Below are 24,428 nucleotides of genomic sequence, written 5' to 3' on the forward strand. Positions count from 1 at the left end.
TTCGGACGTTTGCTGGCGAGTCGACGGGGGGTTACGCGGGGTCGGCGGGTCTCGCGGGAAGGCGGACCTCGAAGACGGTGTCGCCGGGGGTGCTGCGGACGCTGATCGTGCCGCGGTGCGCCTCGACGATCGCCCGGGCGATGGAGAGGCCCAGGCCGGTTCCCCCTGTCTTGCGAGCGCGGGAAGCGTCGCCGCGAGCGAAGCGCTCGAAAAGCCGGTCGGCGACGGCCGGATCGATGCCGGGCCCGTCATCGTGGACGCGGAGCACCGCCTGATCGCCCTCGCGGCGCACCGACACGGTCACGACGGTTCCGGCGGGGGTGTGCGCTCGGGCGTTTGCGAGGAGGTTGGCGATCACCTGCTGCAGGCGCGCGGGGTCTCCGGCCAGGACGACCGGTTCATCCGCGACGTCGAGGATCCACTCGTGGTCGGGGCCGGCGGGCCGCGCGTCGCCGACGGCCTCGACCGCCAGGTGCGTGAGGTCCACCGTGTCGTACACGAGCTCCTGGCCCTCATCCAGCCGAGCGAGGAGGAGGAGATCCTCCACGAGGGCGGTCATCCTCAACGACTGCGCCTGGATGCGCTCGAGGGCGGTGCGGGCGTTCTCCCCGAGCGAGGCGTCCCGCAGCGACAACTCCGAGTACCCGCGAATCGAGGTGAGCGGGGTGCGCAGTTCGTGGCTCGCGTCGGCGACGAAGCTGCGCATGAGCTCCTCGTTACGCTGGCGGGCCGTGAGCGAAGCATCCACGTGGTCGAGCAGGGTGTTCAGCGCGGCGCCCACCTGGCCGATCTCCGTGGAGTCGTCGGTCTGGGCCTCGGGGACGCGCTCGGTGATCTTCACGTCGCCGGAATCCATCCGCACCTTCGCCACCCGAGTCGCGGTGTCGGCCACGGCACGAAGGGGGCCCAGGCCGATGCGGATGACGATCGCGATGATGGATGACAGCAGCACCAGGCCGCCGGTGGTCACGAGGCCCACCGTGAGGAGGATCTGCGAGATCGTCGTGGTGATCTCGCTGAGAGGCAGGCCGAGGACGGCCAGGGCCTCGGGGCCGGGGTACGTCAGGCTCGTGACGCGGTAGTCCCCGAGACCTGGGATGTCGACGGTGCGCGATGAGGCGGTGGCCACCGAGTCGACGATCTCGGCGATCTCGTCGTTCTCCAGAACGCGGACAGCGCCGCCGTCCACGTACGCGCCGGTCGTCCCCCCGGCCGGCGTCCGGGTGACCAGCAGGGTGCCGTCCTGGAAGGGTCCGCTGGCCAGCAGCTCGGGCGCGGTGCTCTGCACGCCGATACGGACATTCGACGCTGCCTGACGCAGCCGCGTGTCGAGACTCTCTTGGAGCACCTGGCCGAGAATCGCCCCCGTCGACAGGGCGACGATGGCCAGGATGACCGCGACCATCCCGATGATCGCGGTCATCAGGCGGGCTTGGAGACTCCAGGCGCGGGCGCGTGGGGGGCGGGAGGGGGCGGTCACTGCGGCGCTTTGATCATGTAGCCGACGCCCCGGATGGTGTGGATCAGGGGTTCCCGACCGGCATCGATCTTCTTGCGCAAGTAGGAGATGTACAGCTCGACCACGCTGGAACGTCCGCCGAAGTCGTAATTCCACACGCGGTCCAGGATCTGCGCCTTGGAGACGACTCTCCGCTGATTGCGCATGAGGTAGCGCAGCAACTCGAACTCGGTTGCCGTCAGGTCGATCTCGTCGCTTCCGCGGAACACCTCATGACTGTCCTCGTTGAGGGAGAGGTCGCCCACGTGCAGGATCGGCTCCGCGTCACCGGAGGTCGCCGTCCCCGCGCGGCGCATGAGGCCCCGGAGCCGAGCGACGACCTCCTCGAGGCTGAACGGCTTGGTGACGTAGTCGTCGCCGCCCGCGGTGAGCCCCGCGACGCGGTCGGCCACCGCATCCTTCGCCGTCAGGAACAGCACGGGGACGTCGTTGCCGGAATGGCGGAGCCGCTGCAGCACGGCCATGCCGTCGAGGTCGGGCATCATGATGTCGAGCACCATGGCGTCGGGCTCGAATTCGCGGGCCACCTGCAGAGCCTGCAACCCGGACGAGGCAGCGCGAACGTCCCACCCTTCCATCCGCAGAGCCATCGAGAGAAGGTCGGTGAGCATCTGTTCGTCGTCGACGACGAGGACGCGCAGGGGGGTGCCGTCCGGTCGGGTGAGGGCGGGGGAGGGTGCGGCCGCGTTCATGTAGCCATTGTCCGCCCGAATCTATGAAGGCTCTATGGCGTGCGCTATGCGCGGACTGTGAAGGGCGGACCGTGGGCGACGCGGCCGGGTTTCAGCGTCCGGCCGCGTCCGCGTGCGCGATCATCCGGTCGAACAGGGCGTCGCGGCGCTCATCGATCCGCTGCCGCTCGGGATGGGCGTCGTACCACGCGATGATGCGGCGTGCGCCCTCGTCGAAGGTCACCGTGGTGCGGAATTCCGGCGCCAGCGCGGTCACCTTGGCGTTGTCGAACACCATCGAGTGCGCCTTGTCACCGACGAGCCCCGGGCCGAGGTCGGGATCCCACGCGGCGATCGTTTCGCTGGCGATGTGCACGAGACGCGGGTCGGGCACGCCGGCGGCCTCGGCGAGCCAGCGGTAGATCTGGTCCCACGTGGGGGCGTGGCTGCCGGTGATGGTGAAGGCCTCGCCGATCGCGGCGGGGGCGCCCAGGAGACCGGTGAAGGCGACGGCGAAATCGTCGCTGTGGGTCAGTGTCCACAGGCTCGTACCGTCGCCATGGACGACGACGGGCTTGCCCGCCCGCATCCGCGCGATGTCCGTCCACCCCGCCATGGTGGGCAGCAGCGTGTCGTCGTATGTGTGGGAGGGGCGGACGATGGTGACGGGGAGCCCGCGGTCGCGGTACGCCGCCACCAGCAGGTCTTCGCACGCGATCTTGTCGCGTGAGTACTGCCAGAAGGGGTTGCGCAGCGGCGTGGACTCGGTGACCGGCAGGTGGGAGGGCGGCTTCTGGTACGCGGACGCCGAGCTCACGAAGATGTACTGGCCGGCGCGCTCGCCCGCCACCGTCAGCGCGGTTTCCACATGCGCCGGAAGGAACGACAAGAAGTCGGCGACGACGTCGAACTCCGCTCCGGCGAGGGCGGCGGTCACCGCGTCGGCGTCCCGCACGTCTGCGACCAGTCCGCGCACCTCGGCGGGAAGAGGGCGCGAGCTCGTGCCTCGATTGAGGACGGTGACGTCGTGGCCCGCGGCCACGGCTGCGCGCACGCATGCCGTGCTGATGACACCGGAACCGCCGAGGAAGAGGATGCGTCGGGAGGTCATCCTCCGACCCTAGACCCCGCTCTATCGGGGTGTCCGTGACCGGGGCTACCGTGTGCGCATGAAAACGACAGAGCTGTCGGTGCGTCTGACGGGCACGATCGTGCGTCCGCAAGACGAGGACTGGGATGCGGCGCGGCTGTTCCACTCGGGGATCGGCCAGCCCGACCTCATCGTCCGCGTGGCAGACGTGAACGACGTCTGCGCCGCGGTTGCCCACGCCGCCGAGGAGGGCGCACCGGTGGTGGTGCGGGGCGGCGGGCACAGCGCGTGGGGAACCATCCCCGGCGGAGTGGTGATCGATCTGTCGGGGCTGGCCGATGTGGTCATCGACGCGCCGCGCGGACGCGTCGCCGTCGGTGGGGGAGCGACGTGGGGCGAGGTCGCTCGCACGCTGAGCGAGGCGGGACTGGGAATCAGTTCCGGCGACACCGCGTCGGTGGGCGTGGGGGGACTGACGCTGGGCGGCGGAATCGGCTGGATGGTGCGGGCCTGGGGGCTGGCTGTCGACCAGCTGATCGGCGCACAGGTGGTGACCGCATCCGGGGATGTCGTCGAGGCGTCAGGCGCGGAGCATCCCGACCTCTTCTGGGCCCTCCGCGGGGGAGGTGGCAACTTCGGAATCGTGACACGCTTCGACTTCGCCGCCCACCCCTTGGATGCCGTCGTGTTCGCCACCCTGCACGCGGGCGAGGATGCCGTCGCGGTGCTGCGTGCGCTCCGGGGGATCCTGCGCGACGCGCCGCGGGAGCTCACCGTGACGTACATGGACGTGCCGCCGATGGACCCGAGCGCTCCGCCGGGAGCGACGATCTCCGCCTGCTGGGCAGGCGCCGACGAGTCCGCACTGCGCGCGGTCCTCGCGCCCCTGCTCGCCGTGCCCGGCGTCGCCGAGGACGATATCGGGGTGCGGGCGTACCCCGACGTGCTTCTGGACATGCCCGGATATGACCCCGACCAGCCGGTCCCCGGCTTTGTCGGCGGGAATACCCTCGTCGCCGAGCTGGACGATGACCTCATCGACGCGCTCGCCCGCTTCCGGGCGGAGCGGCGCGCAGCCGTGCTGTTTCTGCGTTCCCTCGGCGGCGCCTTCGGTGAGGTTCCGCCGGGAGCCACCGCCTTCGCCGAACGCTCGGCGACCTGGTTCGCCATGGCCGGCGCCTTCGACCTGCCGGGTCTCCTCGACGCGGATGGCCGGGCGGCGGCCGAGAGCGAGTGGGCGCGCATCGAGGCGCGTGGACTCGGGGTCTACGGGAACTTCAGCCCCTCGACCGATCCCGGCTGGGTACCGCGGATGTATCCGCCGGCCACCCGAGCGCGGCTGTCGGAGGTGAAGCGGGCGTGGGATCCGGCCAATCTCTTCCGGCGCAACCACAACGTGCCGCCCGCGGGTGCGGACGGCACGTTGTGAAGCGGCGTCAGTGGGTGTCTTCGGCTTCGATCTCGGTGCGGTCGCCCGACCACAGGGTGTGGAAGGTTCCCGGCTTGTCGATGCGCTTGTAGGTGTGCGCGCCGAAGAAGTCGCGCTGCCCCTGGATGAGGGCGGCCGGCAGTCGTTCGGCGCGGAGGCCGTCGTAATACGCGAGGGACGACGAGAACGCCGGGGCGGGAATCCCCGCGCGGGCCGAGGTGGCCACGACGTCGCGCCAGGCCGACTGCGCGCGGGTGAGGGCGTCGACGAAGTACGGCGCGGTCAGCAGCACGGGCAGCTCGGGGGTCGCGGCGTACGCCTCGGTGATCCGGTTGAGGAACTGCGCGCGGATGATGCAGCCGCCACGCCAGATCGAGGCGATCTTCCCCAGGTCGATGTCCCAGTCGTACTGGGCCGCACCGGCACGGATCTCATCGAACCCCTGCGAGTACGCGACGATCTTCGAGGCGTACAGCGCGAGGCGGATCTTCTCGATGAACGCATCGGCGTCGTCGACCTGCAGCTGCTCGGCCGGCCCGGGCAGCTCCCGGGAGACCTCGCGCTGCTCGGGGTGGGAGGAAAGGGAGCGGGCGAAGGTGGCTTCAGCGATGCCCGAGACCGGGACGCCCAGCGACAGTGCCGTCTGGACGGTCCATGCCCCGGTGCCCTTCGCGCCGGCCTGATCGACGATGACGTCCACGAGTGGCCGGCCCGTCACGGCGTCGGTCTGGCGGAGCACCTCGGCGGTGATCTCGATGAGGTACGACTCGAGCTCGCCCCGGTTCCACTCCGCGAAAACGTCGGCGATCTCGCCGGGCGTCTTGCCGGTACCCCGGCGGATCAGGTCGTACGCCTCGGCGATCAGCTGCATGTCGGCGTACTCGATGCCGTTGTGCACCATCTTCACGAAGTGGCCGGCACCGTCGTGGCCGACGTGGGTCACGCACGCCTCGCCCTCCGCGACGGCGGCGATCGAGGTGAGGATCGGTCCCAGAGTCGTCCACGACTCATCGGAGCCGCCCGGCATCAGAGACGGCCCGTTCAGGGCGCCTTCCTCACCGCCCGACACGCCCATCCCGACGAAGTTGATCCCCGTCTCGCGGACGGCCTTCTCGCGGCGGATCGTGTCGGTGAACAGGGCGTTGCCCCCGTCGACGATGATGTCGCCGGGTTGGAACACCCGCACGAGCTCCTCGATGACCGCGTCGGTCGCATCGCCGGCCTTCACCATGATCACGGCCGCGCGCGGGCGCTGCAGCGACGCGGCGAACTCCTGATACGAGAACGCCGGAACGAATTCCGCCTCGGGGTGGGCGGAGACGAGTTCGTCGGTCTTCGACCGGGAACGGTTGAACACCGCCACGGTGTTCCCCTCGCGGCTGGCGAGGTTGCGGGCGAGGTTGGACCCCATGACCGCCAGACCCACCACGCCGATGTTCGCCGGCCCGCTCGCATCCGCGGGGCTGGCCGTGCCGGCCTCGGCGACGGGCCGCCGCACATCCTCGGGTGCGGGTGCGCCCTCGTGCGCGCGTGCCGCTTCGTGCGGTGCCTGCTCCTGATCGGTGGACAATTGCGTCTGGGCAGGGTCGTTTGCTGACACGCGGGCTCCTGGTGGTCGGGATGCGGCTGAGCGCCTGGCGTCGGGGGACGCCGGTGGGGTCGCACTCAGCCTATCGCCGGTGATCCTCGGAGGCGCCGGCGGTCATCCGGGCCGGAAGGGGGGCCGTCAGTCCTTGCGATAGGCGGCGCGGCCGAGCGACCAGAACGCCGCCACGGTGCCCACGGCACCGAGGGCCGCGATGGCGCCGGCGATCCACAGCATCAGGTGGGAGAAGAATTCGGCGGGCATGGATCCTCCGTGTGTCGGCAGCGTCTCCATGGTAGCGGGGCCGCTGGTAGACTTCTGAGTGAAACTTCGGCGAGGGATGCGTCAGCCCAGGCGGTGCGTCCGTGATCGACGCGGTGAAGCAGGCTCACGGCTTTCCTCACGCGCTCGCGTTCGAGTCGAAACCAGACCCCCACACCGGGCCCGTGTGCCCGCAAGGAGAATTCATCATGTCGGAAGACAACCAGGTCCACGCCGAGCTGCGTGAGAACTTCGGCAAGGGCCACGCCCGACGCCTCCGCGCCGCGGGCAAGATCCCCGCCGTCCTCTACGGCCACGGGGCCGATCCGCAGCACCTGGCCCTCCCGGGCCACCAGGTGGCGCTGCTCATCCGTCGCGCCAACGCGCTGCTCGACCTCGAGGTCGCCGGAAAGCACGAGTACGCGCTGGTGAAGGACGTGCAGAAGGACCCCGTGCACCAGATCATCGAGCACATGGACCTGCTGGTCGTGCGCAAGGGTGAGAAGGTCTCCGTCGACATCCCCGTGATCCTCGTCGGTACCCCCGCCCCCGGGACCCTTGCCAACCTCGACGCCAACACCATCTTGATCGAGGCCGACGCCACTCAGCTTCCCGAGTCGGTCGAGGTCGACGTCGAAGGCCTCGAGGACGGCACGCACATCACCGCCGCAGACCTGAAGCTGCCGGCCGGTTCGGTCCTCATCGCCGACCCGGAGACCCTCATCGTCGCGATCTCGGTCCCCACCGACACTCTCGCGGCCGAGGACGAGATCGCCGAGGCCGATGCCGCGGTGGCCGAGGAGCAGTCCGAGGAGTCCGCCGAGTCCGAGTGACCGAGGACTTCTGCAGTTTCCCGAAGGGGCGCCCAGTGCGCCCCTTCGGTGTAGGTGCCGGCATCCGGGAGAATGAAGACGATGGCTGAGACGTGGCTTGTCGTGGGCCTGGGTAACCCGGGGTCCCGCTACGAGACGACCCGACACAACGTCGGGCAGATGGTCGTGGATGAACTCGCCCGCCGGCGCGGCGAGACCTTCACGTCCCACAAGGCGAACGCCCGCGTCGCCGAGACGTGGCTCCGACCCGGTGGTCCCAAGCTCGTGCTCGCAAAGCCGAACAGCTTCATGAACGTCTCCGGGGGGCCGGTCGCGAACCTCGCCCGGTACTACGGCGTCGATCCCGGCCGGATCATCGTGGTGCACGACGAGCTCGACATTCCGTTCGACACGATCAAGCTCAAGACGGGCGGTGGTCACGGCGGTCACAACGGCGTCCGCGACGTCGCCAAAGCCCTCGGCACCCCCGATTTCCCGCGCGTGCGCGTGGGGATCGGACGCCCGCCCGGTCGCCAGGACCCCGCAGACTGGGTACTCGACCCCTTCGGCGCCACCGAACGCGCAGCGCTGCCGAACCTTCTCGCCGACGCGGCGGACGCGGCCGAGCTCACCGTCAGCGAGGGGCTGCTCACTGCTCAGCAGCGGTTCCACGCCCCCCGCTGACGCGGCTCAGTGCCGGCTAGGAGACGTAGGGCGCGACTCCCGCCGCGACGCCGATCCCGTAGAAGGTCGCTACCGCACCCACGCCGATGACGGCCAGCACGATGGCGACGATGCCCCACACGCGTCCGCGGTTCTGCACGGCCGCGATGATGCCCTGGATGAGGCCCCACAGGGCGAGGATGCCCCACACGGCGAAGGCCACGAAGGTGAGCACGCCTGCGCTGATGGCGAGCTGCTGGCCCGCGAGGGGGAGCGAGTCGTCATCGAGTTCCACCGTGCCGCCGCCGCTGACTTGGGCGTACTGCCCGAGAGCGCCGGTCTGCATCCCCGCGATGAAGGCGATGATCGAGCCGATGACGGCACCGGCGAGCGCGGCACAGAAAGCGATGATGCCGAGCGTGGAGGGACCCTTGGGCTTAGGCCCCGTCTCCCCGGCGGGTGGCGCGTAGCTTGCGGCCGGAGAACTCGCGGGCGCGGATCCGGCCGGAGGCTCATATGCCGGAGGCGGCGTCGGCCGGCCCTGCGGTTCGGGCGGTGTCGTGCTCATGGCCACTCCTTCGTTCTCGGTCGAGGACGCGGTCAGTCTAGGGCCGGCCTGGTACGCGGTCCATCGGCGACGCCGCCGTCGGTGGAGACCCGTAGACTTTTGCGGTGACAATTTCCGGGATCGTGCGCGCCCTCGAGCAGGCGGAGTCGTTCCAGGATGCAGCATCCGCCTCGGTCGCGGACGCCGAATACTCGCTCGTCGACGGCTTGGACGTGCCGGTCCTCGCCGGTCTGCTGGAGCGGCGCCGGTCGGCCGGCCTGCCTGCGGCCCTCCTCGTGGTCGCGCCCACCGGCCGCCGCGCCGAGTCGCTGGGCCCCGCACTGGCGGCCGTGCTCCCCGGTGCGGAGGTGCTGCACTTCCCCGCGTGGGAGACGCTTCCCCATGAGCGCCTGAGCCCCAGTCCCGAGACCATCGGGCGCCGGATCGACGTGCTCCGCCGGATCGCCGCCTGGGACGGCGCGGCTCCGCTGGTCGTGACCGCCTCGGTGCGCAGCGCGCTCCAGCCTCTGGCCGAAGGGCTCGGCGATGTCGCCGCGATCGATCTCACGGTGGGCGGTCGTGGGTACGATCTGGAATCCGTCGCGGTGCGCCTGGTCGAACTCGCCTACCACCGCGTCGACATGGTGTCGCGCCGCGGCGAGTTCGCGGTGCGGGGCGGCATCCTCGACGTCTTCCCCCCGAACGCCGACCACCCCCTGCGTATCGACTTCTTCGGTGACGAGGTCGACGAGATCCGTGCGTTCTCGGTCGCCGATCAGCGGTCGCTGCCGGGCGCGGTACCCGGGGTGTCCCTCATCCCCAGCCGGGAGCTCCTCCTCACCCCCGACGTGCGGGCACGGGCCGCGGAACTCCGAGACGACTTCCCCGGTCTTCGCTCCATGCTCGAGCGCATGTCGGCGGGGATCCCCACCGACGGCATGGAATCGCTCATGCCGATCCTCGTCGACTCCCTCGTCCCGCTCATCGGGTTCCTCCCGGAGCGGTCCGCGGTCGCGCTGGTCGATCCGGAACGTTCCGTTGCCCGCGCGCAGACGCTGGGGGAGACCAACCGCGAATTCCTGGATGCGGCGTGGTCGGCCGCGACCGCCGGTGCCCGCGTCCCGATCGATCTCGACGCCGGCGACTTCCTGACCCTGGCCGAACTGCGTGAGGCCACCCATGAGCACGGCGGCGTGTGGTGGAGCCTTTCCGCGTTCGATTCCGGCGCCGCCGATGCGTCGGCGGAGGGTCTGGATGTGGACACTGCGGCCGTCCGCATCCGCGGGGAGTCCGTGCCCTCGTTCCAGGGCAACGTCGAGGGCGCCACCGCGCACATCGGCGAGTTGCTTTCCGCGGGGTGGAGCGTCGTGGTCGCCGCCACCGGCGCCGGACTCGTGGATCGCGCCCGGGATGTGCTCGCCGAACGAGGCGCCGCCGCTCGGCGCGTGGACAACGTGCTGCACGCCCCGGAGCCCGGGGTCGCGCATCTCGTCGTCGCTCCGCTGGAGCGCGGTTTCCAGCTCCCCGAGGTGCGGTTGGCGGTTCTCACCGAGAGCGAGTTCTACGGCCGCACCATCGGCAGCGACGCGCGCGTGGTGAAGAAGCTCGCCTCGCGGCGGCGCAACGTCGTCGACCCCCTGCAGCTGAAGCCGGGCGACTTCGTCGTGCATGCGACGCACGGCATCGGCCGGTTCGTCGAACTGTCTCAGCGCGAGGTGTCCAGCGGCGGCCGCAACCCGGTCAAGACCACGCGCGAGTACGTGGTCCTCGAATACGCGCCCTCCAAGCGCGGCTACCCCGGTGACAAGCTCTTCGTGCCGACCGATCAGCTGGACCTGCTCTCCAAGTACGTCGGCGGCGAGGCGCCGACGCTGTCCAAGATGGGCGGCAGCGACTGGGCGCAGGCGAAGGGGCGCGCGCGAAAGGCTGTCCGCGACATCGCGGTGGAGCTGGTGAAGCTCTACTCGGCGCGCATGGCGTCCAAGGGTCACGCGTTCGGTCCCGACACCCCCTGGCAGCGGGAGCTCGAGGAGGCGTTCCCCTTCGCCGAGACGCCCGATCAGCTGCAGACCATCGACGAGATCAAGGCCGACATGGAGAAGCCGATCCCGATGGACCGGCTGCTGTCGGGCGACGTCGGATTCGGCAAGACCGAGGTGGCCGTCCGTGCGGCGTTCAAGGCCATCCAGGACGGCAAACAGGTCGCAATGCTCGTCCCCACGACCCTGCTGGTCAAACAGCACACCGAGACGTTCACCGAGCGCTTCGCCGGGTTCCCGGTGAAGGTGCGCGCGCTGTCGCGGTTCCAGAGCGACAAGGAAGCCCGCGAGGTCCTCGCCGGCCTCACCGACGGCACCGTGGACATGCTGATCGGAACGCACCGCATCCTCACGGAGAAGGTGATCTTCAAAGACCTCGGGCTTCTGATCATCGACGAGGAGCAGCGTTTCGGTGTCGAGCACAAGGACGCGCTGAAGAAGCTCAAGAAGAACGTGGACATCCTCGCGATGAGCGCGACGCCGATCCCGCGCACTCTGGAGATGGCGGTGACCGGCATCCGTGAGATGTCGACGCTGCAGACCCCACCCGAGGACCGTCACCCGATCCTGTCGTACGTCGGGCCGCGCAACGAGAAGCAGATCGCCGCCGCCATCCGGCGGGAGCTGCTGCGCGAGGGCCAGGTCTTCTACGTGCACAACCGCGTGTCGTCGATCCAGCGGGTCGCCGCCGAGCTTGCGGAGCTCGTGCCGGAAGCGCGCGTCGCGGTCGCGCACGGGCAGATGGGCGAGCACGCCCTCGAGCAGGTCGTCGACGACTTCTGGGAGCGTCGCGCCGACGTGCTGGTGTGCACCACGATCGTGGAGACCGGGCTGGACATCTCCAACGCCAACACGATCGTGATCGACCGCGCCGACAAGTACGGACTGTCGCAGTTGCACCAGCTGCGAGGTCGCGTGGGGCGCGCGAGAGAGCGGGCGTACGCCTACTTCCTCTACGACGACACGAAGCCGCTGTCCGAGACCGCCGCCGACCGCCTGGAGACCATCGCGGTCAACAACGACCTGGGTAGCGGCATGCAGGTGGCGCTGAAAGACCTCGAGCTGCGCGGAGCGGGAAACCTCCTCGGCGCCGAGCAGGCGGGGCACATCGCCGGCGTCGGGTTCGACCTGTACTTGCGCATGATCGGTGAGGCGGTCGCGACCTTCCGCGGCGAGGAGACCGACGGACCCACGGAGTTGCGCCTGGAGCTGCCCGTCGACGCTCGCCTGCCGGAGACGTACATCGACAGCGAGCGGCTCCGCCTGGAGGCCTACCAGAAGCTCTCGGCCGCCGCATCCGCAACCGCCAAGGACGACGCCATCGACGCCGTCATCGACGAGCTGCGCGACCGCTACGGCGAACCGCCACGCGAGGTGGAGGGGCTCATCGCCGTGGCGAGGCTGCGCCGTCGTGCCGCGCGAGCGGGGCTGGCGGATGTCGTGGCCATGGGACCGAACCTGCGCCTGGCCCCGGCGAACCTGCCGGACTCGCTGCGCGTGCGCCTGCAGCGCCTGCACCCCAAGGCCAAGATCGTCGCCGGCGGAGAAGCGCTCGTGGTGCCGCTGCCGGGGGCCGATTCCGATGGCGACCTCATCGGCTGGGTCGCGCAGCTCCTCGACCAGCTCTTCCCCGAGCCGGCGCCCGCCGCGGCCGAGCCGTCCGGCGCCGCCGAGCCGGCTGCCGCCGCATCCGCCGCGTCCTGACCTGCTGGCCCGAGCTGACCTCACCTCACCTGCGCGCCGACACCGAAATCGAGGAGATCCCGCGGATCGAGGATGGATCCGGCCGGTCCGGTCCTCGATTCCCGAGATCTCCTCGAATTCGGGGGCGCGTCAGCCGGTGTTCTGCAGCCCGGCGGCGACCCCGCTGACCGAGAGCAGCAGGAGACGCTCCTGCTCGGGATCGCGCGGCGCGTCGGCAGCGGTATCCCGCAGCGTCCGCAGGGCGCGCAGCTGCAGCAGCGAGAGCGCGTCGACGTAGGGGCTTCGCATCTTCACCGCCCGCTGCAGGGTGGGCTTGGTCTCCAGGAGCTCGTCGCCGCCGGTGACGCGGATCACCCAGGAGCGGGTGAGGAACATCTCCGTCATCACGAGCTCGGCGAGGTCCGGGCGGTCGCCCAGGTCGAGGTAGCGGCGGGCGATGCGCGCATCGGCCTTCGCGAGGCTCATGGCCACGTTGTCCACGAGCGTGCGGAAGAGCGGCCACTCGCGATAGGCGGTGCGGAGGCGCTCTTCGTCGCCCACGGCCTCGAGGGCCGTGCCGAGGCCGAACCATCCGGCGAGGTTGATGCGAGCCTGGGTCCACGCGAACACCCATGGGATGGCGCGGAGGTCTTCGAGCGACTCCACCGACAGCCCACGGCGCGCGGGGCGTGACCCCAGCGCGAGGTGACCGATCTCTTCCATCGGGGTCACGCGCGCGAACCAGGGGGCGAAACCGGGCGCCTTCACCAGGGCGAAGAACCGGTCGCGGGATGCCGCGTCCATCGTGGCTGCCACGTCGGCGTAACGGTCGGCGGCGGCGCGGTTGTGTGCTTCGTTGGACGGGGCCGAGGCCATCAGCACGGCCGCGGCGACCTGGTCGATGTGCCGCATCGCGATCGCCGGATCACCGTAGCGAGCGAAGATCACTTCACCCTGCTCGGTGAGCTTGAAGCGCCCGTCGACGGAGTGCGGCGGCTGCGCGAGGATCGCCGAATTGGCCGGCCCTCCGCCCCGGCCGAGGGCGCCGCCGCGGCCATGGAACAGGGTCAGCTCGATGCCCGTGCGTTGCGCCCAGTCGGCGATCTCGGCCTGGGCCTCGTACAGCGCGAGGTTCGCCGCGACAGGCCCGACGTCCTTCGATGAGTCGGAGTACCCGAGCATGACCTCCAGGCGCCGGTCCGTCGCATCAAGTCTTGCCGCGAACGCGGGGTTCTCGACGATCTCGGCGAGGATCCCCGGCGCCGCCCGAAGGTCGGCGAACGTCTCGAACAACGGGATGACGTCGAGCACGGGCGGCGTCCCGCCTTCGCCGACCGCGTACGCGGCCAGGCGATGCACGGCCGCGAGGTCGTCGGCGGATCGCGTGAACGAGACGATGTAACGGCCGGCGGCGCGCGGACCGAAGCGCTCCTGGATGTAGGCGATCGCGCGGAAGACGTCGAGCACCTCTTCGGCCTGGTCGCTGGTTCGCCCCGCATCCAGGTCGGCCAGGACGCTCGCGTGCACCGCGGAATGCTGGCGCACCTCCAGCTCGGCGAGGTGGAAGCCGAACGTCTCGACCTGCCACACGAGCTGCTGCAGATGCCCGTACGCCTGGCGGGCCGCACCCGCGGCCAGGAGCGAGTCCTGAACGACGCGGAGGTCGGCGAGGAGGTGCTCGGGGTCGCGGTAGGCGCGGTCGGCGTCGCGTGTGCGGGTGGCCGCGATCTTGCGGGCCAGCAGCAGCAGGATGCGTCGGTGCGGCTCGTTGGGGGAGCGCTTCGCGATCTCATCCGCGGCATCCTCGTCGGCGGCACGGAGCCGTTGCCACAGGGTGAGGAGCGCAGCGCTCGGCGGGGTGGATGTCGCATCCAGGGTCAGCCCGCGGCCGACGCGCAGCGCGGTGCGTTCGAGCCCGCGAAGCACGTGCTCGCTCGCGATCGCCGCCGCCTTCCGGGTCACCGTGGCCGTGACGAACGGGTTGCCGTCGCGGTCACCGCCCACCCACGACCCCAGCCGCACGAAGGGGCGGACGATCGGCGCGCGGGCGCCGGCGGCATCCCCGTGCAGTGCGTCGTCGATGCGGCGGTACACGTGCGGGACGGCCGTGTACAGCGTTTCGTCGAAGACGCCCATGATCGAGCGCACCTCGTCCGTCGGCGACGGTTTCTCGGAGCGGAGCGGGGCTGTGCGCCACAGCACGTCGATCTCCTCGAGCATGCGGCGCTCGGCGCGTCGGCTCGCCGCGCCTCCCTCCGCCGCGCTGTCGTACCCGTCGAGCAGCTCCGAGAGGCGGCGGATGCTGCTGGACACGGCGCGGCGGCGCGCCTCGGTCGGGTGCGCGGTGAAGACGGGGTGGAAGCGGAGAGCCTGCAGACGACGGCGCGCCGCATCCTCGCCCACTTCCTCCGACAGCTGTGCGTACGCGGCGACGACAGAGTCGGACGCATCGGAGGAATCGGCGCTCCCGTCGCGTTCGCGGAGGACCCGGACGCGCTGGTGCTCTTCGGCGAGGTTCACGAGGTGGAAGTAGCACGTGAACGCCCGTGCGACCTCATCGGCGCGGGCGACGGTGAACCCGTCGGCGATCGCCGCCGCACGCGCGAACGCCTCGGATGTCTCGTCCGTGTACGCGTGGATCGTGGCCGTCCGCAGGCGCTCGACGTCCTCGAACAGTCCCGGCGACCCGCTTTCGCGGAGGACGCGTCCCAGGAGCGACCCGAGCAGGCGCACATCGGCCCGCATCTCTTCGGGGAGCTCCTGCCCGGCCTCGAAGCGGCCGACGAGGTCGAGAGCCTCGGTCTGGGAGAGTTCGTGCATCCCTCAAAGCTATCTCGCTGCCCGGAAGGCGGGGATCCTCGTATCGTGGCGGGCATGGCACTACCGGAGAATCGCGCGCCCGGCCACGACGGCGACGCGCTGCGCGAAGCGGCCGAGACGATGCGCGCCGTCCGCGACCGCTGCGTGTGGACGCAGCAGATCGATCATCGAGCCCTGGTTCCGTACCTCGTGGAGGAGAGCGCCGAGGTCATCGACGCCGTGGAGTCCGGCACGAGGGAGGAGCTCCGCGAGGAGCTCGGGGACCTGCTGTGGCAGGTGCTGTTCCACGCCGAGATCGCCTCGCGCGACGCCGAGGACCCGTTCGACATCGACGACGTGGCGCGAGGCTTGACGGAGAAGATGGTGCGGCGGCATCCGCATGTGTTCGGGGATGCGGTGGCCACCACCCCGGAGGAGGTGCTCGTGCACTGGAACGCGGCCAAGGCCGCGGAAAAGCAGGCACGCACGAGCGTGCTCGACGGGGTCTCCACGCACATGCCGTCTCTTGCGCTCGCGCAGAAGCTGATCGGCAAAGCCGCCCAGGTCGGCGTCGTGCCCGCGAGAAACGACGATCCGGACGAGAAACCCCGCGACGCGGTGCGTCTCGCCCGGAATGTGGTTTCTCGGCCGGGGAACGAGGCGGAGCTCGGTGACACGCTCCTCGCGCTCGTCGCCGACGCACGCGCGAACGGGTGGGACGCGGAGCGTGCGCTGCGCGAACGGCTGCGGATGTTGACCGACGACGTGCGCGCGGCCGAATCCGCCGCGGGCAGCGAGCCGGGCCTGGAAGAATAGCCGGGTGCCCTCCGTCACCCCGCCGCGCGGCATGCGCGATTTCCTGCCCGCCGAGAAGTCCCGTCGCGAGCGCGTGCTCGCCGTCATCCGGCAGCGCTACCGCGCGCACGGGTTCGACGAGATCGAGACGCCCGTTCTGGAGGAGTACGGTCGCCTGCACGCCGGCATCGGCGGCGACAACGAGAAGCTCGCCTTCAACATCCTCAAGCGGGGGCTGGACTCCGATGCGATCCGCGCCGCCGCCGACGACCCGGCGGCCCTCACGGACCTCGGACTCCGGTACGACCTCACCGTTCCGCTGGCGCGGTTCTACGCCACGCACCGCGGCGAGCTTCCCACGGTGTTCCGCGCCGTCCAGATCGCGCCGGTGTGGCGCGCGGAGCGGCCCCAGAAGGGCCGTTATCGCCAGTTCGTGCAGTGCGACATCGACATCATCGGGGACACCTCCGTGCGTGCCGAGGCCGAGCTCATCGTCGCGACGCTGGACGCCGTCGATGCGCTGGGGCTCGAGGGTGGTGTCGTGCGCGTGAATGACCGCCGCGCACTGGACGGGATGCTGGAAGGCTTCGGATTCGCCGCCGACGAGCGGCCGGGCGTGCTGATCACGATCGACAAGCTCGACAAGATCGGCCCCGACGGGGTCGTCGCGGAACTGACCGAGCGGGGTGCGCACCCGCCCGCCGTTGCGGCGTTCGCGGAGTTCCTGCGACGTCCGCAGCCTGCCGAAGAGCTTCCCTACGGCGAGCTCTCCATCCGCCGAGCCCTTCCCGAGGGTGCATCCGACGAGGTGGTGGCGCACCTCGCTGCCCTCGGCGATGCCGTCGCTGCCGCCCGCGGCCGCGATGTGCCGCTGACCTTCGACCCGTTCCTCGTCCGCGGCATGGGGTACTACACCGGCACGATCTTCGAGCTCGCTCATCCTTCGGTCTCGTATTCGCTCGGCGGGGGCGGCCGCTACGACGGCATGATCGGCCGGTTCCTCGGCCAGGACGTGCCCGCCGTCGGCTTCTCGATCGGCTTCGAGCGCATCGTCGACCTCGTCGCGGAAGGCGAGGATGCAGCATCCGCGGCCCTCGTCCTGGTCCACGACCGCGACGTGCCGGTCGCCGAGCTGGTCGCGCTGAAGTCGGCGCTCGTGGCCCAAGGCCGTCGCGTGCGCCTCGAGCGGCGGACGAAGAACCTCAAGGCGCTCCTCGAACGCGCCGCCGCCGACGGCTACACGGCCTTTGCGACGGCATCGGCGGGTGCGGCCGTGGACGATCTCGAGGTCAAGCCGCTCACCTGAGCCGCGCTGGCCGCGCTCGTGGCCCGCGCCGCGCCGACGGCACCGGCGCCGATCCGCTCGCCGCCCTGGTGCCCGGACTCGCCCCGGTCTCGGTGCCCCCGAGCGCCGCACGCCGCGCCGAAGGAAAGGAAGACCTCGTGACCCGCTCTGCAGCCCACCCCCGCCGCCGCTTCGTGCTCGTCGCCATCATCGCGCCGCTCGTCATCACCGTGGTCGCCGCGGCCGTGCAGGCGGCCCTGCTCCCGAGGCTGCCCGAGACTGTCGCGATCCACTGGAACGCCGCGGGCGAGCCGGACGGCTACGGACCGGCGTGGTCGTTCCCCGCCTTGACACTCGTGCTGGGGGTGGCGCTCGTGCTTCTCCTCGGCGGCATGGTGCTCGCCGGCGAGCGGGCCGCCACGCGGGCGCACGCGCGCACCGGGGTCGCCGGGAGTCAGCTGCGGTTCGTCGGTGCACTCCTGCTGGCCACGGTCGCCTTCCTGAGCGTCCTGGCGACGGCCCTCGCGGCGTTGCAGACCGACCCCGCTGCGCCGGATGCGCCGCCCCTCGGCCTCCCGCTGCTGGCGGGGCTCAGCGCCGGGGTCCTGGCCGCGATCGCCGGATGGTTCGCCCAGCCGCGTGCGCAGGACATCCCCGAGGAGGGCGTCGCGGTCGAGCCACTGCCGATCGCCGCGGACGAGAGCGCGGTGTGGGCGCGCACCGCCACGACGTCCCGCGGACCCGCTCTCCTACTCGTCGGCATCGCCGTGGCGGTGCTCGGCACGGGCGGGGGGCTCCTGGCCACCGGCAGCGGCGCGGCGGGGTGGGTCGTCCTCGCGACGGGCGTGCCGCTCGTGCTCCTGGTCATTGCGGTGCTCGCCCACCGCGTGGTCATCGACGACACCGGGCTCGTCGTCCGGAGCATGGTCGGCGTGCCACGCTGGCATGTCGCATCGAGCGACATCCGGGCGGCCCGCGTCGTCTTCGTCAACGCGATGGGCGAGTTCGGCGGGTGGGGCTGGCGCTGGACGCCCGGGCGCTTCGGCATCGTCACCCGCAGTGGCGAGGCGATCCAGATCACCCGCCAGGACGGGCGGCAGTTCGTCGTGACCGTCGACGACGCCGCCACCGGTGCCGCCCTGCTCCAAGCGCTCGTCGAGCGGCGCGCGGGCTTGACCGGGCGCGGCGGCGTGGGAAGTCTGGAGGCATGACCGGACCCACCTCCGACACCTGGACGCACGTCGACGCTTACCTCACCGACACTCTCGTGGGGCACGACCCCGACCTGGAGGAGGCCATCGCCGACCAGGAGGCCGCCGGCCTCCCCGCGATCGAGGTCGCCCCGCTCAACGGAAAGCTGCTGCACCTGCTGGCCCGGCTGGCCGGCGCGCGACGGGTGCTGGAGATCGGCACCCTCGGCGCCTACTCGACGATCTGGCTCGCGCGCGCGCTGCCGGACGACGGCCGGGTGATCAGCATCGAGGCCGAGCCGCGCAATGCGGCCGTGGCACGGGCGAACCTGGAACGTGCGGGGGTCGCCGAGCGCGTCGAGGTGCGGGAGGGGCGAGCCGCCGACGTGCTGCCCACCCTGGCGGATGAGGCGCCCTTCGATCTCGTCTTCATCGACGCCGACAAGGAGTCCAACACGATCTATCTCGACTGGGCCGCACGCCTGGGGCGCCCAGGCACCGTCGTCATGGTCGACAACGTCGTGCGCTCGGGGAAGGTCGCAGACCTCACCGACAAGGGATCGCAGATCGAGGGGGTCCGCCGCGGTCTCGAGATGCTGGGCACTGATGCGCGCTTCGACGCCACAGCGCTGCAGACCCTGGACCGCAAGGGCTGGGACGGCGTCGCCATCGCTCTCCTGACCGACGCCGCATCCTGAGGCCCGCTGTGGCGCAGCGCCTGCATCACTAGACTCGACCGCGGACCGACGACGCTCCGCAAACCTCACCCCCGAACCTTTAGGGAGTCCTTCGTGGCACTTATCGAGGCTGTCAACGCGCGCGAGATTCTTGATTCGCGCGGAAACCCGACCGTCGAGGTGGAGGTGCTGCTGGATGACGGCATCGTCCAGCGCGCGGCCGTCCCGTCCGGAGCATCCACCGGTGCGTTCGAGGCGTACGAACTGCGAGACGGCGACAAGCGCCGCTACGGCGGCAAGGGCGTCCTGAAGGCCGTCGCCGCGGTGATCGATGAGCTCGGCCCGGCGCTGGAGGGCGTCGAAGCCAGTGAGCAGCGCATCGTCGACGAGATCCTCATCGAGACGGACGGCACCGAGAACAAGTCGCGCTCCGGTGCGAACGCGATCCTCGGCGTGAGCCTCGCGGTGGCCAAGGCGGCCGCCGACAGCGCCGACCTGCCGTTGTTCCGCTACCTCGGCGGCCCCAACGCGCACCTCCTCCCGGTGCCGCTGTTCAACGTCATCAACGGCGGCGAGCACGCCGACAACGGCATCGACATGCAGGAGTTCTTCCTCGCGCCCATCGGCGCCTCGAGCTTCTCCGAGGCACTGCGCTGGGGCACCGAGGTGTACCACGTGCTCAAGGGTGAGCTGAAGGCCGCCGGTTACGCGACGGGCCTCGGCGACGAGGGCGGTTTCGCCCCCGACCTGCCCAGCAACCGCGAGGGGCTGGAGTTCCTCGTCCGCGCCATCGAGAAGGCCGGCTTCACCCCGGGCACCGAGATCTCACTGGGTCTGGATGTGGCGGCCACCGAGTTCTTCTCCGACGGTGTGTACCGCCTGGACAACAGGGACTGGACCGCCGAGCAGCTGACCGACTACTACGTCGAGCTCGTCGACGCGTTCCCGATCGTCACCATCGAGGACGCGCTCGCGGAGGATGACTGGGACAACTGGACCGCGCTGACCGAAAGGCTCGGTAAGAGGGTGCAGCTGGTCGGTGACGATCTGTTCGTGACCAACCCCCAGCGCCTCGCCGAAGGAATCCGACGAGGAGCGGCCAACTCCCTGCTGGTCAAGGTGAACCAGATCGGCACGCTCTCCGAGACGCTCGATGCCATCGACCTGGCCCACCGCTCGGGCTACACCACGATGCTGTCGCACCGTTCGGGGGAGACCGAGGACACCACGATCGCCGACCTGGCCGTCGCTGTGAACTCGGGACAGATCAAGAGCGGCGCGCCCGCCCGCAGCGAGCGGGTCGCGAAATACAATCAGCTTCTGCGTATCGAGGAAGAACTGGGCGACGCGGCGGAATTCGCCGGTCGTTCGGCGTTCCCGCGCTACACCGCGTAACCAAGAGCGAAGCGTCGACGAGAGGGGGGAACTGTGCCTCGAGGACAGGTTCCCCCCTCTCGCACGTCCGCGCCGGCACCGGAGCGTGTCGACGTCCGGGCCTGGCTGGGCGGCATCCGCCTGTCGGGGTTCATGGTCATCATGCTCGGGCTCGTGGTGCTGGCCGCCTTCGTGCTGGTGCCCACCGTCGGCACCTATGTCGACCAGCGTCAGCAGATCGCGGCTCTCCGGCAAGCGGTCGAGGTCGGAGAGCAGGAGGTCGCCGACCTCGAGGCGCAGCGCGAACGCTGGACCGACCCGGCTTACATCACGACGCAGGCGCGGGAGCGCCTGTACTACGTGCGCCCGGGCGAGGTGGTGTACCTCGTCGACAACGACCTGCCCGCAGCCGAACTGCCACAGGAGGAGGGGGCTGTCAGCGACGAGGTCGCCCAGACCCGCACCGACTGGATGTCGCAGCTCGTCCGCTCCGTGGCGACCGCCGGGCTCGCGCGCACGGCGGCGCCCACCATCGGCGTACCTCTGCCGGCACCGACCCCGTGACCTCGCGAGGCAGGGACCAGCACCCTTGCAGCCGGGAACGGTAGCCTGGCGGGGATGAGCACCCCCCCTCTGCCGCCCGCATCCGACGCCGATCTCGCCGTGCTGCGCGAGCAACTCGGACGCCCCGCCCGCGATGTCGTCGGCATCGCAGCACGCTGCGTGTGCGGCAACCCGGTGGTCGTCGCCACCGCGCCGCGCCTCGCGGACGGGTCGCCGTTTCCGACCTTCTACTACCTGACCCACCCCGGTGCGACCTCCGCGATGTCGGCGCTGGAAGCCGACCACGTGATGCGCGAACTCAGCGACGACCTCGACGCCGAGGAAGACCTGCGCGCGGCCTATCACCGCGCTCACGAGGCGTACCTGCGCGACCGTGCCGCGTACGGCGAACCCGAGGAGATCGCCGGCATCTCCGCCGGGGGGATGCCGACGCGGGTGAAATGCCTGCATGCCCTCGCCGGCCACGCCCTCGCGGCCGGACCGGGGGTCAACCCCATCGGGGACCTCGCCCTGGAGCGTTCGTCCTGGTCGCCGCAGCGCTGCACCTGCGCCTCGCCGGGAGCTGCGGGGTGAAGAAGCTCGCCGCAGCCGTGGCTGCGTTCGTCCTGACGGGAACCCTCATCGGTGCAGCATCGGTGCCGGAGGATCCGACGGATCCAGTGCGCGCGGGGGAGTATTGGCTCGACCAGTACGGCGTCCGTGAGGCGTGGAAGACCACGCGGGGAGCGGGGGTCCGCATCGCCGTGATCGACACGGGTGTCGGGCGTACTCCGGTCGAGTTCGCCGGCGTTGTGGACGGAACGGATATGTCGGAGCTCGGCAGCCCCGACGGACGCGAGCCGATCGGCGGGACCAACGCGAACCACGGCAGCTGGGTGGCCTCCCTCGCCGGCGCCCGCGGGACGGGCGAGGGCCGGGGCATGATCGGTGTGGCACCCGAGGCCGAGCTCTTGTCGATCTCGATCGACATCGCCGGGCGCTCGGTTCCGGTGAAGGACCAGATCGCCGGTGCCATCCGTTGGGCGGTGGACAACGGCGCGGATGTCATCAACATGTCGCTCACGACCAACACCCTCGAGTGGGATCCGTCGTGGGATGACGCTTTTCTGTACGCGTTCGACCACGATGTCGTCATCGTCGTGGCCGCGGGAAACCGCGGCAGCGGCACCACCCGCGTCGGTGCCCCCGCGACGATCCCTGGCGTACTGACCGTGGGCGGGGTCGATCCCACCGGTACCGCGAGCGTCGACGCCTCCACCCAGGGCATCACCATCGGCGTCTCCGCCCCCAGCGAGCGACTCATCGGCGTGTCGGCCGACGGTTCTCTCGTGCAGTGGAACGGAACGAGCGGCGCGGCGCCGATCGTCGCAGGGATCGCCGCGCTCGTGCGGGCAGCGCATCCCACCCTCGATGCCAACAACGTTCTGAACCGCCTCATCAGCACGGCCACCCCCGCGGTGGGGGCCGGCTCCCACCCGGACGTGCTGTACGGATACGGGCTCGTGAACGCCGCGGCGGCGGTGACGGCAAGCGTTCCGTCCGTGGACGCGAACCCCGTCGGCGACCTCCGGGAGTGGATCCGTCTGTACCGCCGGGCCGACGCCGAGCCGGCGCCGCAGCCCACCGTCGGGCCGGTCGTCGTGCCGCCCCTCGCCGAGGCGGATGAGGCGTCACCGGCCGGTCATCCGCTCCTTCCGAGCGAGGAGACGCTGCGCTATGGGAGCCTTCCGCTCGCGGCGGGTACCGTGGCGTCTATAATGATTGTGCTCGGCTTCAGCGCTGCCGCCCGGCGCATTCGATTGGCACGCGAGTCTCGCACGCCGAGCCGCCCACCCACTTAGGAGTTCCTTCCACCGTGACCAGCACCGTGCCAAAAATCCTCATCGTCGGTGGCGGATACGCAGGCTTTTACACCGCGTGGAAGTTGGAGAAGCAGCTTCGCCGTGGAGAGGCGGAGGTCACGATCGTTGACCCGCTGCCCTACATGACCTATCAGCCGTTCCTGCCCGAGGTCGCCGCCGGCTCCATCGAGGCGCGTCATGCCGTCGTGCCGCTGCGTCGTCACCTCAAGCGGACAACCGTCCTCGCCGCCAAGGTGACGGGAATCGACCATGCGCACAAGGTCGCCACGCTCACCCCGATCGCGGGCGAACCGTGGCAGCAGGAATACGACCAGATCGTCGTCACCGCCGGCGCGGTCTCGCGCACTTTCCCGATCCCGGGTATCGCCGACAACGCGATCGGCTTGAAGACCATCGAAGAGGCCGTGGCCGTCCGCGATCTCATGTTGTCCAACTTCGACAAGGCGTCCGTCCTTCCCCCCGGCCCCGCCCGGGAGCGACTGCTGACCGTCGTCGTGGTCGGCGGCGGGTTCGCAGGCATCGAGGCCATCGCCGAGCTGCGCTCGTTCGCCTCCTCCCTGCTGAAGTTCTACCCGCAGGTCTCCTTCGAGGAGACGCACTTCCACCTCGTCGAGGCGATGGGTCGCATCATGCCCGAGGTGTCGCTGAAGACCAGCGAGTGGGTGCTGAAAGACCTCGCCAAGCGCGGCGCCTACGTGCACCTCGACACGCAGGTCACCGGAGCCGTCGACGGCAACGTCGAGCTGTCCACCGGAGAGATCATTCCCACCGACATCATCGTGTGGACCGCCGGCGTCATGGCGAACCCCACGGTGGTCCGTGGCAGCGACCTCCCCGTCGAGGAGCGCGGCCGTATCCGCACGCGTCCCGACCTGCGCGTCGGGACGGCCGAAGAGGCCGTCGAAGGTGCCTGGGCCGCCGGCGATGTCTCGGCCGTTCCCGATCTCACCGGCGGAGGCGTGGGGGGATTCTGTGTTCCCAACGCCCAGCATGCCGTTCGTCAGGGCAAGCTCCTCGCGAAGAACATCACGGCGGTCCTCCGCGGCGAAGAGCCCAAGGAGTACTACCACAAGAACCTCGGCGCGGTTGCGGGCCTGGGCCTGTACAACGGCGTCTTCCAGTCGGGCAACCTCGCCATCAAGGGCATCCTGGCGTGGGTCGCGCACCGCGGCTACCACGGCCTGGCCATGCCGACGTGGGAGCGCAAGTGGCGCGTCCTGTGGGGCTGGTGGAACAACCTGTGGCTCGGCCGCGACATCGTGAACCTCGAGGCCGTGCAGACCCCGCGCTACGTCTTCGAGGAGTTCGCAGCTCGTCCGCGCCCGCAGCAGCCCGCTGCCGCTGTCGAGGAGAAGAAGCCCGCTGCGAAGACCGCGAAGCCCGCCAAGAGCGAGAAGCTCGCCGCCCAGGGCTGAGCGCTAACGTGGGAGCGGGCACGTCCCGCCCCCGTAGCCCAATGGCAGAGGCAAGCGACTTAAAATCGCCACAGTGTGGGTTCGAGTCCCACCGGGGGTACCATCCCGCCGCGGAGTATCAAGCATCCTGGCCCTCATCGACTTCGGTCGGTGGGGGCCTTTCGCACT

Annotated in this window: 20 protein-coding genes and 1 tRNA gene; 14 read left to right on the plus strand and 7 right to left on the minus strand. The window is 70.4% G+C overall.

The features are described 5' to 3' along the window. Positions 1-31: 31 nt before the first annotated feature. From AC4FS1_RS01320 to AC4FS1_RS01330, 3 genes are all read right to left on the minus strand, one after another. Positions 32-1,423, minus strand: coding sequence for a sensor histidine kinase (locus AC4FS1_RS01320; RefSeq protein ID WP_491151983.1), 1,392 nt, complete (start codon positions 1,421-1,423; stop codon positions 32-34). A 53-nt stretch (positions 1,424-1,476) separates the two neighbouring features. Next, positions 1,477-2,211, minus strand: a complete 735-nt coding sequence (locus tag AC4FS1_RS01325) for a response regulator transcription factor (RefSeq protein WP_491151985.1) — start codon at positions 2,209-2,211, stop codon at positions 1,477-1,479. A gap of 91 nt (positions 2,212-2,302) precedes the next feature. Then, positions 2,303-3,301 (minus strand): NAD-dependent epimerase/dehydratase family protein, encoded by a 999-nt coding sequence (locus tag AC4FS1_RS01330; protein ID WP_491151986.1) that lies wholly within the window; start codon positions 3,299-3,301, stop codon positions 2,303-2,305. A gap of 58 nt (positions 3,302-3,359) precedes the next feature. On the opposite strand from AC4FS1_RS01330, the gene AC4FS1_RS01335 reads away from it, so the two are divergent. Beyond that, entirely contained in the window at positions 3,360-4,709 is a 1,350-nt protein-coding gene (locus AC4FS1_RS01335; protein WP_491151987.1) for an FAD-binding oxidoreductase, read from the plus strand. A gap of 7 nt (positions 4,710-4,716) precedes the next feature. Here AC4FS1_RS01335 and gnd read toward each other — a convergent pair whose 3' ends face one another. Further along, positions 4,717-6,207, minus strand: coding sequence for an NADP-dependent phosphogluconate dehydrogenase (gene gnd / locus AC4FS1_RS01340; RefSeq protein WP_491155617.1), 1,491 nt, complete (start codon positions 6,205-6,207; stop codon positions 4,717-4,719). Between the two features lie 228 nt (positions 6,208-6,435). Beyond that, entirely contained in the window at positions 6,436-6,558 is a 123-nt protein-coding gene (locus AC4FS1_RS01345; RefSeq protein ID WP_491151989.1) for a hypothetical protein, read from the minus strand. A 206-nt stretch (positions 6,559-6,764) separates the two neighbouring features. On the opposite strand from AC4FS1_RS01345, the gene AC4FS1_RS01350 reads away from it, so the two are divergent. Continuing rightward, positions 6,765-7,388 (plus strand): 50S ribosomal protein L25/general stress protein Ctc, encoded by a 624-nt coding sequence (locus AC4FS1_RS01350; protein WP_491151990.1) that lies wholly within the window; start codon positions 6,765-6,767, stop codon positions 7,386-7,388. An 81-nt stretch (positions 7,389-7,469) separates the two neighbouring features. After that, positions 7,470-8,051, plus strand: a complete 582-nt coding sequence (gene pth, locus AC4FS1_RS01355; RefSeq protein ID WP_491151992.1) for an aminoacyl-tRNA hydrolase — start codon at positions 7,470-7,472, stop codon at positions 8,049-8,051. 16 nt (positions 8,052-8,067) lie between these two features. Here the strand turns inward: pth and AC4FS1_RS01360 are convergent, their stop codons facing one another. After that, positions 8,068-8,598: a hypothetical protein gene (locus tag AC4FS1_RS01360; protein ID WP_491151994.1), complete on the minus strand. Its 531-nt coding sequence runs from the start codon at positions 8,596-8,598 to the stop codon at positions 8,068-8,070. A 104-nt stretch (positions 8,599-8,702) separates the two neighbouring features. Here AC4FS1_RS01360 and mfd point away from each other — a divergent pair, with 104 nt between their 5' ends. Then, the gene (gene mfd, locus AC4FS1_RS01365; RefSeq protein WP_491151995.1) at positions 8,703-12,320 is read left to right on the plus strand and encodes a transcription-repair coupling factor; all 3,618 of its coding nucleotides are present in this window, start codon (positions 8,703-8,705) and stop codon (positions 12,318-12,320) included. Between the two features lie 129 nt (positions 12,321-12,449). Here the strand turns inward: mfd and AC4FS1_RS01370 are convergent, their stop codons facing one another. Then, positions 12,450-15,119, minus strand: a complete 2,670-nt coding sequence (locus tag AC4FS1_RS01370; RefSeq protein WP_491151997.1) for a phosphoenolpyruvate carboxylase — start codon at positions 15,117-15,119, stop codon at positions 12,450-12,452. A 54-nt stretch (positions 15,120-15,173) separates the two neighbouring features. On the opposite strand from AC4FS1_RS01370, the gene AC4FS1_RS01375 reads away from it, so the two are divergent. The 10 genes from AC4FS1_RS01375 to AC4FS1_RS01420 all read left to right on the plus strand — a co-directional run bounded on the left by AC4FS1_RS01375 (position 15,174) and on the right by AC4FS1_RS01420 (position 24,363). Then, on the plus strand, positions 15,174-15,914 hold the full coding sequence (locus AC4FS1_RS01375; RefSeq protein WP_491151999.1) for a nucleoside triphosphate pyrophosphohydrolase: 741 nt from the start codon (positions 15,174-15,176) through the stop codon (positions 15,912-15,914). Between the two features lie 31 nt (positions 15,915-15,945). Continuing rightward, positions 15,946-17,199: a histidine--tRNA ligase gene (gene hisS, locus AC4FS1_RS01380; RefSeq protein ID WP_491155619.1), complete on the plus strand. Its 1,254-nt coding sequence runs from the start codon at positions 15,946-15,948 to the stop codon at positions 17,197-17,199. 137 nt (positions 17,200-17,336) lie between these two features. After that, positions 17,337-18,389, plus strand: a complete 1,053-nt coding sequence (locus AC4FS1_RS01385) for a DUF1648 domain-containing protein (RefSeq protein ID WP_491152000.1) — start codon at positions 17,337-17,339, stop codon at positions 18,387-18,389. After that, complete coding sequence (locus tag AC4FS1_RS01390) at positions 18,386-19,066, plus strand: O-methyltransferase (protein WP_491152002.1); 681 nt, start codon at positions 18,386-18,388, stop codon at positions 19,064-19,066. The genes AC4FS1_RS01385 and AC4FS1_RS01390 overlap by 4 nt, the downstream gene beginning before the upstream one ends. A 93-nt stretch (positions 19,067-19,159) precedes the next feature. After that, positions 19,160-20,440 (plus strand): phosphopyruvate hydratase, encoded by a 1,281-nt coding sequence (gene eno / locus AC4FS1_RS01395; RefSeq protein WP_491152004.1) that lies wholly within the window; start codon positions 19,160-19,162, stop codon positions 20,438-20,440. 33 nt (positions 20,441-20,473) lie between these two features. Further along, entirely contained in the window at positions 20,474-20,983 is a 510-nt protein-coding gene (locus AC4FS1_RS01400) for an FtsB family cell division protein (RefSeq protein WP_491152006.1), read from the plus strand. A gap of 54 nt (positions 20,984-21,037) precedes the next feature. Next, a complete protein-coding gene (locus tag AC4FS1_RS01405) occupies positions 21,038-21,556 on the plus strand; it encodes a DUF501 domain-containing protein (protein ID WP_491152008.1) in 519 nt (172 codons plus the stop codon). Then, complete coding sequence (locus tag AC4FS1_RS01410; RefSeq protein ID WP_491152010.1) at positions 21,553-22,824, plus strand: S8 family serine peptidase; 1,272 nt, start codon at positions 21,553-21,555, stop codon at positions 22,822-22,824. Before AC4FS1_RS01405 ends, AC4FS1_RS01410 begins: the two co-directional genes overlap by 4 nt. A gap of 26 nt (positions 22,825-22,850) precedes the next feature. Continuing rightward, positions 22,851-24,260 carry an NAD(P)/FAD-dependent oxidoreductase gene (locus AC4FS1_RS01415; RefSeq protein WP_491155621.1) on the plus strand — a complete coding sequence of 470 codons (1,410 nt, stop codon included), beginning with the start codon at positions 22,851-22,853 and terminating at the stop codon, positions 24,258-24,260. A gap of 27 nt (positions 24,261-24,287) precedes the next feature. Then, positions 24,288-24,363, plus strand: a tRNA-Leu gene (locus AC4FS1_RS01420). The last annotated feature ends 65 nt before the right edge of the window (positions 24,364-24,428 follow it).

The sequence above is a fragment of the Microbacterium sp. Z12_35 genome, from assembly GCF_058310475.1.